This window comes from Nostoc sp. JL23 (genome assembly GCF_017115065.1).
In the GTDB taxonomy this organism is placed as follows: domain Bacteria; phylum Cyanobacteriota; class Cyanobacteriia; order Cyanobacteriales; family Nostocaceae; genus Nostoc; species Nostoc punctiforme_A.
This window is the reverse complement of the sequence record NZ_JABXKN010000053.1, coordinates 70396-83488: the sequence shown is the minus strand read 5'-3', so window position 1 is coordinate 83488 and position 13093 is coordinate 70396. Positions and strand designations below refer to the sequence as shown.

The 13093-nt window shown below is 41.8% G+C and carries 13 protein-coding genes; 5 read left to right on the top strand and 8 right to left on the bottom strand.

Going from position 1 to position 13093, the window contains the following annotated elements; all coding sequences use genetic code 11:
- The first annotated feature begins 439 nt into the window (after window positions 1-439).
- Window positions 440-1411, top strand: coding sequence for a glutaminase A (gene glsA, locus HWQ42_RS11265; RefSeq protein WP_292731557.1), 972 nt, complete (start codon window positions 440-442; stop codon window positions 1409-1411).
- Between the two features lie 98 nt (window positions 1412-1509).
- On the opposite strand, the gene HWQ42_RS11260 is transcribed toward glsA, so the two are convergent.
- Both HWQ42_RS11260 and HWQ42_RS11255 read right to left on the bottom strand, forming a co-directional pair.
- On the bottom strand, window positions 1510-2325 hold the full coding sequence (locus HWQ42_RS11260) for a DUF1838 domain-containing protein (protein ID WP_292811948.1): 816 nt from the start codon (window positions 2323-2325) through the stop codon (window positions 1510-1512).
- Window positions 2326-2909: 584 nt separating this feature from the next.
- On the bottom strand, window positions 2910-4094 hold the full coding sequence (locus tag HWQ42_RS11255) for an AbrB family transcriptional regulator (protein WP_292811945.1): 1185 nt from the start codon (window positions 4092-4094) through the stop codon (window positions 2910-2912).
- Between the two features lie 221 nt (window positions 4095-4315).
- On the opposite strand from HWQ42_RS11255, the gene HWQ42_RS11250 reads away from it, so the two are divergent.
- Window positions 4316-4600 (top strand): DUF5678 domain-containing protein, encoded by a 285-nt coding sequence (locus HWQ42_RS11250; RefSeq protein ID WP_292811943.1) that lies wholly within the window; start codon window positions 4316-4318, stop codon window positions 4598-4600.
- Here the strand turns inward: HWQ42_RS11250 and HWQ42_RS11245 are convergent.
- From HWQ42_RS11245 to HWQ42_RS11220, 6 genes are all read right to left on the bottom strand, one after another.
- On the bottom strand, window positions 4570-4761 hold the full coding sequence (locus HWQ42_RS11245) for a hypothetical protein (protein WP_292811941.1): 192 nt from the start codon (window positions 4759-4761) through the stop codon (window positions 4570-4572). The two genes, HWQ42_RS11250 and HWQ42_RS11245, sit on opposite strands and share 31 nt — an antisense overlap.
- 40 nt (window positions 4762-4801) lie before the next feature.
- On the bottom strand, window positions 4802-5680 hold the full coding sequence (locus HWQ42_RS11240; RefSeq protein WP_292811939.1) for a hypothetical protein: 879 nt from the start codon (window positions 5678-5680) through the stop codon (window positions 4802-4804).
- A gap of 3 nt (window positions 5681-5683) precedes the next feature.
- Window positions 5684-6961 (bottom strand): DNA methyltransferase, encoded by a 1278-nt coding sequence (locus HWQ42_RS11235; RefSeq protein ID WP_292812011.1) that lies wholly within the window; start codon window positions 6959-6961, stop codon window positions 5684-5686.
- Window positions 6962-7127: 166 nt separating this feature from the next.
- On the bottom strand, window positions 7128-7478 hold the full coding sequence (locus HWQ42_RS11230) for a DUF1257 domain-containing protein (RefSeq protein ID WP_094350625.1): 351 nt from the start codon (window positions 7476-7478) through the stop codon (window positions 7128-7130).
- A gap of 141 nt (window positions 7479-7619) precedes the next feature.
- Complete coding sequence (locus tag HWQ42_RS11225; protein WP_104906609.1) at window positions 7620-9131, bottom strand: AAA family ATPase; 1512 nt, start codon at window positions 9129-9131, stop codon at window positions 7620-7622.
- A gap of 78 nt (window positions 9132-9209) precedes the next feature.
- Entirely contained in the window at window positions 9210-9563 is a 354-nt protein-coding gene (locus HWQ42_RS11220; protein ID WP_292731569.1) for a hypothetical protein, read from the bottom strand.
- 314 nt (window positions 9564-9877) lie between these two features.
- Here HWQ42_RS11220 and HWQ42_RS11215 point away from each other — a divergent pair, with 314 nt between their 5' ends.
- The 3 genes from HWQ42_RS11215 to HWQ42_RS11205 all read left to right on the top strand — a co-directional run bounded on the left by HWQ42_RS11215 (window position 9878) and on the right by HWQ42_RS11205 (window position 13057).
- Window positions 9878-10396 (top strand): hypothetical protein, encoded by a 519-nt coding sequence (locus HWQ42_RS11215; RefSeq protein WP_292811936.1) that lies wholly within the window; start codon window positions 9878-9880, stop codon window positions 10394-10396.
- A gap of 135 nt (window positions 10397-10531) precedes the next feature.
- Window positions 10532-11686: an NAD-dependent epimerase/dehydratase family protein gene (locus HWQ42_RS11210; RefSeq protein ID WP_292731743.1), complete on the top strand. Its 1155-nt coding sequence runs from the start codon at window positions 10532-10534 to the stop codon at window positions 11684-11686.
- A 234-nt stretch (window positions 11687-11920) separates the two neighbouring features.
- Window positions 11921-13057 carry a glycosyltransferase family 1 protein gene (locus HWQ42_RS11205; RefSeq protein ID WP_292811934.1) on the top strand — a complete coding sequence of 379 codons (1137 nt, stop codon included), beginning with the start codon at window positions 11921-11923 and terminating at the stop codon, window positions 13055-13057.
- Window positions 13058-13093 lie beyond the last annotated feature (36 nt).

The window sequence follows — 13093 nt, the reverse complement described above, 5'->3', positions numbered from 1 at the left end:
GAAATATTTAGATTTAACTATGAACAAGTGGTGATATGAGTTACATCTTAAATAATTATGCAAATTAGTTTGAATTTAATATCTTTTTTCAAAGTTTTTTCTACTTACATCAATCATTACTTTTGTTCTCCATAACTAAACTGATGTTGGTGATAAATATCACTAATTATCACCGTATTGCTGAGTATAAAAAAAAGGACAATACTCAAATTAATATTTTTCAGGATTAATGACTTAAAAATTAAGAAAACTTTGCGCTCGCACGGATAACAGATGTTGCGTGTACTAAAAATGACAGCCTATATTGTCTATCCTCAGTAATTGCTCAAGTATGATCTTTTATATCAAGCTATTTTTGACAAAATCTTTGTAACAGTAGGGATGTACACCTGCACCTCTTCTATATATAGTAGGTATTTTGGGAAATGCTATCAGCCTAATGACAAACCAAATACATTCAGGAGATTTAGAAATAGAACCATCGCCATTAAAAGCTTTTCTCAACGAGTTGCATTCCCAGTACAAGTCTTTGCAAGAGGGTGCAGTAGCGAAATACATTCCCGAACTGGCAAAGGCAAACCCAGATTTGTTCAGCATTTGCATTGTGACAGTAGATGGTCAGGTTTATAAAGTTGGAGACTACGAGCAACTTTTTACCATTCAGTCAATTTCCAAGGTGTTTGCTTATGGACTTGCCTTAGAAGATCATGGACTGGATTATGTTTTAACTAGAGTTGGCGTTGAACCGACGGGAGATGCATTCAATGCGATTGTTTTGGATGAGCAATCGAAGCGACCTTATAATCCAATGGTAAACGCTGGAGCGATCGCCACCACTAGCTTAATCAAAGGTTCCGGCCCAACTGAACGCCTCAATCGGATGCTAGATATGTTTCGCCGATATATTGGCCGCGACGTATTCGTTGACATTTCAGTTTTTACCTCAGAACGCAGTACAGGGCATCGTAACCGCGCAATGGCGCATTTGATGCTTAACTTTGGCATGATTGACCGAAACATCGAAGAGGCGCTGGATCTTTATTTTCAGCAGTGTGCTGTGATGGTGAATTGTCAAGACTTAGCAGTGATGGCGGCTACCCTTGCGAACAGAGGTATTAACCCCATCACCAAAGAACGGGCGGTAGATAAGCGTTACATCAAAGATATTTTAAGTGTTATGTATACCTGTGGAATGTACAACTTTGCAGGTGAGTGGGCTTATAAAATTGGGATTCCGGCGAAAAGTGGGATTTGTGGTGGGATTATCGCCGTTGTACCCAATAAAATGGGCATTGGAGTTTTTTCACCGTTGTTGGATATGCGTGGTAATAGTGTGCGGGGGGTAAAGGTTTGTGAAGAACTTTCCCAACGGTTAGGTTTACATCTATTTGATTGTTCAGGTCAAGAGTGAATTGGAAGGTATTGGGTAGAGGGGAGAATAAATACTGTCTCCCAACTCCCAACTCAGCACGGGCTAAACCCTAGCTATCCGCTAACAGCACTCATCACTCAGAACTCTTCTGCTTGCGGAAGTGGGAAGATTTCACCAGCTAAATAAGCTTGAAAGTGCTTTTGGAAATACAACCAGGAAGTCATATCTTCCCCATCTATCAATGCTTTTGGGGCTTGTTTATATAGAGGAATACGGTTATTAATTTCGTCTTGTAGCACGGGGGGCAGTTCTGTTAAACCATTGACTTTGCTACCAACAGCACTGTAGATCAGTTGACCAGGGCGATCGCCCATTTTCATCCAGGGAAGCCATTGACCAATCCGATCCCAACTTAGTTTGAGTTCAGAAACAGAGGGAAGTGCTGGGTTGAATAAATCTGCGGTTGGCACAGTTAATTTAAACAATTCCGCTGCCTGATAAATTGGATTTGGGCTGTATTCAGCAAATTTGCGATCGTCTGCTAGGGGATTGGGGTAATAAGGAAATATATCAAAAACGAAGGTTGTGCTGTCACCGTCTACTTGTGCGGGGAAATTTCCCTCAAACTTTCCCTGTACAGGATTATTGGCAACGTGAATCACCGGAACTGTCTCGCCTGTCCAAGGATTCTCCCATTTGGGTAAAACCTCATCTGTTTTTGGGTTGAGGTAGTAAGTTAGTTCCCTAGAAGTAAAATCCCAACTACCTTCTGCTGTGGGAATACATCGGCTAACGCTTAATCCCAGCATCTTAAACAAGAGTTGTCTTTTCTCACCGGGGATAAAGGCGTAAATTTTACCTTTCCAAATCAGGAAAGTGGATTCAGTAGGGTCAAGGGAAGAACGAGTTTTAACCCAGTGCTGCGCTTCAAGTTCTTGAATTTGGGCAACCATCTAAAGCATCCTTAGTATTTGGATAACAAAAGGATAAGCTAACCAGCATTCAAGTTGCATCTTTAGAAGTTAAAAGGTAGGGGAGGGATAAAAGAAATATATTTTGGAATACAATAATGAGTCTTTGGGGACTTCCAGTTAAAAAAATACCCCATCGTAGGGGCGCAAGGCCTTGTGCCCCTACTAATTTAGAAATAATTTGGGATAATTTATTTTTGCAAGTCCCTTGATACTCGCTGATGAGTCTTTAATACTCGTGAATGAGTCTTTGATACTCGCTGACGAGTCTTTAAACTCCATTAATGAGTCTTTGATACTCGCTGATGAGTCTTTAATACTCGTGAATGAGTGCTTTGATACTCGCTGATGAGTCTTTGAACTCCATTAATGAGTATTTGAACTCCATTAATGAGTCTTTGATACTCGTGAATGAGTCTTTGATACTCGCCGACGAGTCTTTAAACTCCATTAATGAGTCTTTGATACTCGCCGACGAGTCTTTAAACTCCATTAATGAGTCTTTGATACTCGTGAACAAGCATAAAAACTCTACTCTTTTGCCCAATCTCCCATGCCTTTATCAATTAAACTGGTTCAGAAACCTGCTCATCCAGACGGCGAAACAGAAATACCCAAAGAGGCAGAGAACTATTAATCGCAATTAGTCGCACTAAATGACCAGTTGTGACAATTTCAACATTATGATTCAAAGTCAGGGAAACCAGAATCATTTCTGCTGATCCACCTGGTGCTGTGACTAAGAGACAGGTTAACCAGTCCCAAGAGGTTAATTGCATTGCAAGTATAGCAGCGATCGCTCCGGCTACGAGAGTCATACCCACAGACATCAAGGCATAGGCGACAGTCCGCTTTTTAAAGTTGGGTTTATCTCCCCAATATTCACCAATAGTAATTCCCAGGAGCATTTGGCCCAATAAGTTTATTATTGGCGGCGGACTAAAGCTAATATCACCTACAAAAGGCAGCCAATGTAGCAAAGGATTAAACCCGATACCAATCAACAATGCACCAAAGAAATCGCCGGCGGGAATTTTAAATAATATAGCTGGATAAACTACTAATGCAGTGATTAGGAGTACTAACAAGAGTAATTCTAGTTGAGATGGATCGAGATTGAGCCAAGCAGCGTTGATTGGGACTGTTTGCGGATAGTAATTACCAGATGATGTCCTAGCGATGAAGGGAATTAGAACAACTACAGAGGTGACGCGAATCGCCTGTACTAGGGCAACCAAGCTAACATTTTTATTGTAATCGGCTGCGATCGCTGCCATAATTCCTACACCACCAGGAACTGTAGCCAGCATTGCTGTAAATAAATTGGTTTTGCTGACGCGAGAGTAAATGTAACCGATACAGCCTCCACTCAGCAGCAAAAACAAGGTAAGAAAAATAAATATGGGAATACCAGAAGCAACACTAGCTAGATTAGCGTGGGCATTGGAAGCGCCGACAGTTAAGCCGACAAGTGCCATTCCCACTTTTCTAGCAGTGCGGTTAGGTTGGGGAGAATATTGATAAAAAATTCGACACCCTTGCAGAACCACTGTACCCGCGGCAATCCCGCCAAATATCCAGGCAATCCTGCCAATTTGGAACTTTGCGAGGAGTAAACCCAGAGGTAATGCCAGAAGCATTTCCAAAACAAGGACAATTAGTTGCTTCCCAAATAGCTGTTGTTTGGTGACAACAGGGTTTTGATGAGTGTGTTCTTCTAGGCTGGGAGTACCACTTACACTTTGATTCATCGATACTAAGCTTTTTTTTAAGTCTAAGCTATAGGTGCAAAAGTGGATCTTCGGTGATGCGATCGCACATTACCAGAAACAAGCAAAATGATACAGGTATAGGGTTTAGTTCTAGTGGTGAGTTTCTTTTAGATTTAAGTCAGGTTTGGTAGCTCACCTATTGCACCAAACAATTAAAATAGTGCCAGAGATATTCTATATTCACAGATAAAATTAAATATATGAACACCACTCCCTCTAAAAGAGAAAGAGATGAAATACTCAAGTGGTTGAATCGTAACCGCCAGATGTTATTAGATTTATATAAAAATCAATATATCGCTTACAATGCGAATGGAATAATTGCTCACAGCGAAAACTTACGCGAAGTTTTAGCATTAGCTAATGCTGCAAAACAGCCTTTTTTAATTTACTTAGTTCCGCGTCGCACCGCTTCTATAGAAATTTTACCAATTCGCTTCTGCAGCGTCGCTCGTCATGATCGCCAATTTCCAGCTTCATCATGAACGTAAGTATTATGGTATTTGAATCCGGCAATCAGTCGCTGTCCTTGAGTATCCTTTTGCTCAACGATTAGCCACATGTAGCCACTATCAGGTGAAACAACCCACTTATAAGTTGTTTCATCTACAGAGATTGTCCGTGTTCCTTTTTTAGGAAGTCCCATTTATTCTTTTGTACGTAATAAATTCATTATTAAGCTGACCTCAATGTTCCAATTTTCTTAAAAAGTCTGTCAATAAATTTTTATTTTGAAAAGTAGCTCGAATTGTATCGCTATTATTGTAATCAACGATAACTTCAAATTTTTCAAATTCTCCAACTGGGCTGTCAATATTAAGTGTATCTAGCCCACTAATTGCATCATCAATACTATTAAATTCGTATCTCTTTCCGAAAAGTGGAATTAAAACTATATTACTAATGTAACGCTCAAGACAATTTCTAAGCGTTTCCATAAACCTATCTACTTCTTCTTGACAAACTCGCATCAAAGCCTGTCGCAGTTTTTCTTTATCTGAACTAGTAAGACTATCAAGTTGTCTAAATGCTGTAGTATAACTTTCATCAGGAGTATCTTCATCAAAAGCAACATCAAAACCAATTACTTTAAATGCTGATACTACACCCTTATACGGGATATAAATAACTGCAAAGCCATTATTTTTTAGTTGTTCTAGCGCTGGCTTTGTGAAATCTCCAGCTAATACTACCCCATAAAAGGGTGCAGATAGATGATGAAGCTCAATAATTGGTAATATCGCGCCTTGAATTTCCTGAGCTTTATTCTTTGAGTGTTTCGTATATCTACGCCACGCAGATTCAATAAATGCAACAGGTCTGCCAAGCTTGTTATCCGTGCCATCGACTTCAATCACAAAATCTAGATCGTGCTTATTTCCATACTTATCCTCCCAAGTAACCTTCTTACCACTTCTAGCAGGACGCGATCGCTGCCAGTCAAGATAGTAGTTTTTGACTTGAGCGAATTGCTCTAGTCGAGGTTTAAGAATATCGTAAAGTACGATATCTTCAAGAAGTTTGCCTAGTTGCTGACCAAACTTGTGTGATGGTGACTGCGCCATAATCTAACTTTCTATCCAAAGCCTTCCTTCATGTAAAGGAATATTATGTTTTCTGTTTTTCCACTTGACATTACGTTCTCTAATTTTCTCAAAAGACCATAAGCAAAACCCCGCCTCATTTGCTAATTTTCCCAACCACTGCTCAACTGGAACATACACCCCATAGGGAGCGGAATCTCCAACTACAAAGCAAATCTTGCAATCAGATGTTGTAACTCGACGAAGGGCATGAAATACAGACCCCATATCAATAAAGTATGCGGCGATCATTGTGTGATAAGCTTTGTTGCCAGCTTTAGTTTCTCGGACTTTTTCTAGCTCTTTACAAACAGGGATTAGCTCATCTCGAATTGGCTCAAGGATAGGATCTGCTATCAAATTATCCAATTTCAATCGATCCTTTGACACATGTTGCGAACTTGAACGAATCAGAAACTTGCGAACTGTATCATGTAAATCCCCCCAAGAGTTAACCTCACCCCAAAAGGTCATTTCGAGACGCATGGCATCAGCATAATCATAGTTATTTGCATACGGTGGAGAGGTTATTACTAAATCTATTGACTTATCGGGAATACTTTCTAAAATCCTTGCATCTTCTCTAAGAAAAGTAGCTTGGCTTGCTGCTCTAAGGCACTGCATACAACGCATATCTTCTAACATCAAAGCGACTTGAGTATCTAGTGCATTAAGCGGTTTAGAAATCTTGGCTTTTCGTTTGTTTGGAAGAATATATTGCCACTGCGCTGTGCCTACATAGCTTGACAATCGTAAAGTAGCAGAGATTGCTAGAAAAGTAAGATACTGTAACTCTTCTGATAGGGCCGGGGCTAGCTCTAAATAGGCTTGCTTGATTTTGAAGAGATATATTAATACATCCTCGGTGTAGCATTTATTTAGTAACACTGGCATTTGGTCTGGAAACTTTGGCTGAAGACTAGCAGCAAGATTTTTAATCTCAGTGATTGCTTCCAAAAACTCATAGATATTTATCTCCCATGAGAGCTTTCCTTGTGCAAGCCGATAAACAAAAGGATGCGCTTCAATGCCGTAGGAATTCACACCAAGTTTATCAGCAGCAATACAAACAGTGCCCGATCCTGCAAATGGATCGAGAACAATTTTCGGTTTCAGTTCTGCGATTACTCCTTCAACCCAAGTTGCTGAAAATCCAGCAGAATACCTAAACCATCTATGAATAGGTAATTTCATATTGTCAGTAAATGTGCCTGTTCTTTCTGTAATAGCTCTTGATTGAAAATCATTGCGAAGTTCAGGCATCAAATTTAAAAGCTGAAGTTAATAGGGCTTACTTATTTTAAATTAGTATTGACTAGACTCATCAAAAATCGGGACTGAGAAATAAATCTCAATCCCGATAAAAAAGCGGGCTAACCGCTATTTATATGGTTAACCCGTGCAGCTTTGGGAACGCGCAGAGAAATTGTTATTGCAATACCAACTTCACATTGGCGTTTTGCAGACCGCGCTGTTTCACTTCAGCCAAAGTTTTGTTAACGGCATACTTTTGGTTGATTGAGTTGATCAACTCGGTTTGGTTGTGCTTCTTAGCAACGCCCCACAAGTCAGCGATTAGGTCAAAAGAACCATCGCCATTGCGAGACCAGCCGAGGTCATATTCGCCTTCCAACACGGCAACGATGTCAGAACGGACACGCTGACCGTTATAACCACGGACATCAGCTTCAGTCTTTACGCTGATACCGAGGTCGCGCAAGGAAGCCTTGAGGATTTCGGCATCGGTGATTTTGGTACGCAGGGTGCTAAAGTGAGACATTTGGGTTTCCTCCAATGAGAAGATTGAGAAAAACGACAACGGTTTGTTTTGGGCGAAGCCGCGCTTAACAGGATGCGGCTTTTTTTATAACTGCTAGCATTTTCAGCTAGCCTTTCCCCCTGGGATGGCAGAGGAAAGCTTTTAAAACTCCATTCGCTGATATTCAGCTACGGAGGATGCTGCGGGGCGTGCGCGCTGTCTGGCCCAATCTCTCAGAGCCGTTACTTGTTCTTGCATCGTTCGAGACAGCGGCAATGTTGCCTTCAGTGCAGCAATAATATCTAGTTGGGTGAACTCCCGATCTTGGGCAAAAGCTTCATACATTGCCGCAACGATCGCTTGCTCAACTTCTGCTCCAGAAAAGCCATCAGACATCTTGGCTAATTGCTCAAGATCGAATCGAGAGATGTCTTCACGGCGTTTCGTGAGATGAATATTGAAAATATCCTGCCGTTCTTCCGGTGTTGGCAGATCGACAAAGAAAATTTCATCAAAGCGTCCTTTCCTCAAGAATTCGCCAGGTAAACGTTCTACTCGGTTGGCGGTTGCCATCACGAACACTGGTGATTTCTTATCTTGCATCCAAGTGAGGAAAGAGCCGAAGATTCTACTTGAAGTCCCCCCATCAGAATCAGATGAACCTCCACTACCAGCAAAGGATTTATCTAATTCATCGATAAACAATATCGCTGGAGAAATAGATTCTGCTGTTTTCAGGGCGTTTCGCAAGTTTGCTTCACTTCGTCCCACCATTGAGCCGTCGTAGACTCGCCCCATATCTAACCGCAACAGTGGTAAACCCCACAGTCGGGAAGTAGTTTTGGCAATTAATGACTTACCGCAACCGGGAACTCCTAAAATTAACATTCCCTTTGGTTGAGGCAAACCATACTCTCTCGCTCTTTCTGTAAAAGCGTTAGAGCGCTGCTTGAGCCATCTTTTTAACTCTTCTAAGCCACCTACAGCATCAATAGTTTCATCTTCTTCAATGTATTCTAAGATGCCATTGCGCCGAATTAGTTGCTTTTTCTCAGATAAAACGATGTCTACTTCATCTTCCGTCAAACGCTCTTTAGTTACCTGTGCCTTACGGTAGACTTTCTCAGCTTCGTCTTTAGTTAGACCCAAAGCAGCTCTGAGAAGTTTTTCTCTGGCTTCTGTTGTCAGTCGCCGACCACGATTTTGCTCTATATGGTGAGTTAAGACTTTATTCAACTCAGCCATATCTGGCAATGTAAAGTCGAGAACAACAACTTCTTTTTCCAGTTCTATAGGTACTTGCTGCATCGGAGACATCAAAATGATGTTCTTTTGCATACCTTTGAAACTAGCGATCGCATCACGCAATGATCGGTTAGTTGCAGGCGCATCTATAAAGGGGTGTAAATCTTTAAGAATAAATATACTTGGTTCTTTCTGCCGGATGATCCACTCAATCGCCGCCTCTGGAGACACGGTATTATGTTGGGTGACATTCCGGGGTTGACCATACTCAACAATCCCGTGTGTTACTGTCCAAACAAATACTCGACGCTGGGGCTTTAATAACTGGGCGATTGTGGAAATTGCTTGCTCGGCCCGCTCTTCCTCGGAGGTCACAAGGTAGATTAAAGGGTATTGAGCTTGAATTAGGATCTTGAGCTCTTCGTTCATACTTCGACCTACTTGAGACCTTATAGAGACAGTAGAGACATTGCTTCTGGTAAAGAAAACCGAATCATAAATATCTATTTAGCAAGGAACTAACTCTTCCTCACCCTTGGGATTGGTTTCATTTTCATCCATCTCATCTAGAGAAAGATGCTCTTGACCAACCACTCCTGGTTGATTGCCTAAAGTAACCAGTTCCCCATCACGTAAGACTAGCGAGCTATCACAAGTTGGGCATGAATAAACTCTATGAGTCCGCCCATAAGTAGAATCTTCTAACTCGTCAACTAACTCTTGATTAGATAGGTAAAAACCAAGGGCACGTTCGGCAAGTTCTGACATTGGCTCGGAATCAACTGCTGAACGAATTTTCAGTTTTCTGTGCAACTCTGGCGATAAATACAAAGTGACCTTTTGCTTAGTTTGCGTTTGCATATAACTCTTTAACGGTCTTACCCGGGTATGTATATCAAGTTATCTGTTCTTTTATTGGTTGTCAAGACAGTAAAACGTTTTAACGTCTATTTCGTTACATTTGTTTACATTTTGGTTTGCTGGCATCATCACATTTGATGGGTTGTACTTGATCATTAGTGGCTCTAGCCCTTGAAATTGAGCGATAAATCGCTCACTACAAATCTCTTAAAATTGATGTGGCAGACTACTAGTTAGCTGATTGAGAATAGTGCAATATCAGAGTTTCTGGTATTTCTATAAAATCAGTAACTTTGGCGAAATGTGTGATGTAAATGGCTACTGCTAATAAAATCTGTAGTTTGGGGCGAAGAATTTATCGGTTTGCCGCCAGCGTTAGCGGAGTCATTGCCCTGTTAATCATGCTGTGGGGTTGTACTGCAAATGATTTTAACGCCGGAGCGATCGCCTGGAAAACTTATAGCAACTCCCGTTATGGCTTTGAATTTCCATATCCGAGTAACTGGACTTCTTTAGCAGCCTCAGAAAATGGTGATGGAATTGCGTTTATTTCACCACAAAATAACTCCGTGCAAATTCGGGGGTGGGCAAGTCAGCAGCTACCAAACGATCGAGAGTCAGTGAAAAAGATTAAATCCAACTTTCAGACCGCCCAAGGAGTATCTGGGGTGCTGGTTGTAGAAGTAGATCAACGAGGAGGTTCAATGAGACTTACAGTAACTCAGAGTCCAGTGAACTACTATTGGCAGGGACAAAGCAAGAGCCAAGATTTTCAAGATTACTATCGTTTTTTTTATTACATTGCCCAGCAGTATCGCATTCCGAAATCCTGAGTCAGGAGAATTCCCTGCATTTTCCCCATTTTCCCTTGTTCGCTGCTCTCTAAATCCACATCTCTCTCAGAATGATGATTGAGAGGGGACAGAAACCTGATAGATTTAGCTATCAGCGAGTAAAAACTGGTGAAGATGAAAGTCCTGGTTATTGGTGGTGATGGATATTGCGGTTGGGCAACTGCTCTTTACCTTTCCAATCGAGGTTATGAAGTTGGAATTTTAGATAGTTTGGTGCGGCGGCATTGGGATAATGAACTTGGTGTCGAAACTCTCACTCCGATCGCACTAATTCAACAACGTCTCCAGCGCTGGCAAGATTTGACGGGTAAATCGATCGACTTGTTCATCGGCGATATTACGAATTACGAGTTTCTCCATAAAACATTACAGCAATTTCAGCCAAATGCCCTGGTGCATTTTGGTGAACAGCGTTCGGCCCCATTTTCCATGATTGACCGAGAACATGCAGTTGTTACCCAGGTCAATAATGTAGTTGGGACGTTGAACTTGCTGTACGCCATGCGGGAAGATTTCCCCGACTGTCATTTGGTGAAGCTGGGGACGATGGGCGAATACGGTACACCCAACATCGACATCGAAGAAGGGTATATCACCATTGAACACAATGGACGCAAGGATACCCTACCTTATCCCAAGCAGCCCGGTTCGATGTACCACTTAAGCAAAGTCCATGATAGTCATAACATCCACTTTGCTTGCCGGATTTGGGGATTGCGGGCAACGGATTTAAATCAAGGTGTAGTTTATGGCGTTTTAACCGAAGAAACGGGGATAGACGAACTATTGATTAATCGGCTGGATTACGATGGTGTGTTTGGTACTGCACTAAACCGCTTTTGTATTCAAGCAGCGATTGGACATCCGTTAACTGTCTACGGTAAAGGTGGACAAACTCGCGGATTTTTGGATATTCGGGATACAGTCAGATGTGTGGAATTAGCGATCGCTAATCCTGCCGAAGCTGGTGAATTCCGCGTATTTAACCAATTTACCGAACAATTCAGCGTCGGTGACTTGGCATTGATGGTGAAAAAAGCTGGTAACGCTATCGGATTGAACGTAGAAATCAATCACTTAGATAATCCCAGAGTTGAAAAAGAAGAACATTACTTCAACGCGAAAAACACAAAATTGCTCGATTTAGGTTTACAGCCTCACTTACTCTCTGATTCTCTCCTCGATTCTCTGTTAAATTTTGCCATCAAGTATCAGACGCGAGTAGATCACAAACAAATTCTGCCTAAAGTCTCTTGGCACAGAAATTAAAATAAACCCCAGTAAATCGTGGGTCTAAAAATGGTCGTCGTATTTTAGCACAATATGACGACCAACTATTTATTATTTATCAGGTGTATCTTCCAGCTACTACTAAATTTACTGTTTACTACAGTTATTTTGATTGTGCAGAATTGATTACAGGACGCGAGACAGTTTACTCTGTGTTTAATAGCAAAATGCACTCTTAAGCTGAGATTATCTGCCTGGACTGAATAGTTTTTTATGAGAATTGCCCTATTTACCGAAACCTTTTTACCCAAGGTTGACGGCATTGTAACGCGCCTGCGCCATACTGTCGATCATCTCCAGCGCAGTGGTAATCAGGTGTTGGTGATTGCCCCTGATGGAGGCATCACAGAACACAAAGGCGCTAAAGTTTACGGCGTTAGTGGCTTTCCTCTGCCATTGTATCCAGAATTGAAAATGGCATTACCCCGCCCAGCCATTGGTTACATCTTAGAAGAGTTTAAGCCAGATATTATTCATGTCGTGAATCCAGCCGTTTTGGGTTTGTCTGGTATATTTTATAGCAAAATCCTCAAAATCCCCTTGGTGGCCTCTTATCATACCCATTTACCCCAATATCTCCAGCATTACGGCTTGGGGATGTTGGAAGGTTTTCTTTGGGAACTGCTCAAAGGCGCTCATAATCAAGCAGCTTTAAATCTGTGTACCTCCACAGCAATGATAGAGGAACTGACAGCACACGGTATTGAACGTGTAGATTTATGGCAGCGTGGGGTAGATACAGAATTATTTCACCCCGATTTAGCTAGTGTAGAGATGCGATCGCGTCTATCACAAAATCATCCAGAAAGCCCATTGCTACTTTACGTTGGGCGGCTTTCCGCTGAAAAAGAAATTGAGCGCATCAAACCAATTTTACAAGCAATTCCCCAAGCGCGGTTGGCATTGGTTGGAGACGGGCCGCACCGTCAAGCATTGCAAAAACACTTTGCTGGCACAAATACTTATTTTGTTGGGTATCTCATGGGGCAAGAGTTAGGTTCTGCCTTTGCGAGTGCTGATGCCTTTATCTTTCCTTCTCGTACAGAAACACTGGGCTTAGTACTACTAGAAGCGATGGCTGCTGGCTGTCCCGTGGTAGCAGCCCGTTCCGGGGGAATTCCTGATATTGTCACAGATGGAGTAAATGGATATCTTTTTGAGCCAACAGCAGATGTTCAAGGAGCGTTAGCTGCTACTATTCGACTCTTAGAACAAAAACAACAACGAGACATCATCCGTCAAAATGCCCGCCAAGAAGCAGAAAGTTGGGGTTGGGCAGCTGCCACCAGGCAGCTACAAGATTACTATCAAAAGGTGATATTTTCTTTTTCTGAACAGTTGGCAAAATAAGAGGTAGGGGGTGGGGAAATGAGGTAGCAGGGGAGG

Excerpts from the sequence above, each read along its gene's own strand:
- HWQ42_RS11245 (WP_292811941.1), bottom strand. The coding sequence starts at position 4,761 with ATGGGACTTCCTAAAAAAGGAACACGGACAATCTCTGTAGATGAAACA.
- HWQ42_RS11220 (WP_292731569.1), bottom strand. The coding sequence starts at position 9,563 with ATGCAAACGCAAACTAAGCAAAAGGTCACTTTGTATTTATCGCCAGAG.
- HWQ42_RS11205 (WP_292811934.1), top strand. The coding sequence starts at position 11,921 with ATGAGAATTGCCCTATTTACCGAAACCTTTTTACCCAAGGTTGACGGC.
- HWQ42_RS11250 (WP_292811943.1), top strand. The coding sequence starts at position 4,316 with ATGAACACCACTCCCTCTAAAAGAGAAAGAGATGAAATACTCAAGTGG.
- HWQ42_RS11240 (WP_292811939.1), bottom strand. The coding sequence starts at position 5,680 with ATGGCGCAGTCACCATCACACAAGTTTGGTCAGCAACTAGGCAAACTT.
- HWQ42_RS11230 (WP_094350625.1), bottom strand. The coding sequence starts at position 7,478 with ATGTCTCACTTTAGCACCCTGCGTACCAAAATCACCGATGCCGAAATC.
- HWQ42_RS11225 (WP_104906609.1), bottom strand. The coding sequence starts at position 9,131 with ATGAACGAAGAGCTCAAGATCCTAATTCAAGCTCAATACCCTTTAATC.
- HWQ42_RS11215 (WP_292811936.1), top strand. The coding sequence starts at position 9,878 with ATGGCTACTGCTAATAAAATCTGTAGTTTGGGGCGAAGAATTTATCGG.
- HWQ42_RS11210 (WP_292731743.1), top strand. The coding sequence starts at position 10,532 with ATGAAAGTCCTGGTTATTGGTGGTGATGGATATTGCGGTTGGGCAACT.
- glsA (WP_292731557.1), top strand. The coding sequence starts at position 440 with ATGACAAACCAAATACATTCAGGAGATTTAGAAATAGAACCATCGCCA.
- HWQ42_RS11260 (WP_292811948.1), bottom strand. The coding sequence starts at position 2,325 with ATGGTTGCCCAAATTCAAGAACTTGAAGCGCAGCACTGGGTTAAAACT.
- HWQ42_RS11235 (WP_292812011.1), bottom strand. The coding sequence starts at position 6,961 with ATGCCTGAACTTCGCAATGATTTTCAATCAAGAGCTATTACAGAAAGA.
- HWQ42_RS11255 (WP_292811945.1), bottom strand. The coding sequence starts at position 4,094 with ATGAATCAAAGTGTAAGTGGTACTCCCAGCCTAGAAGAACACACTCAT.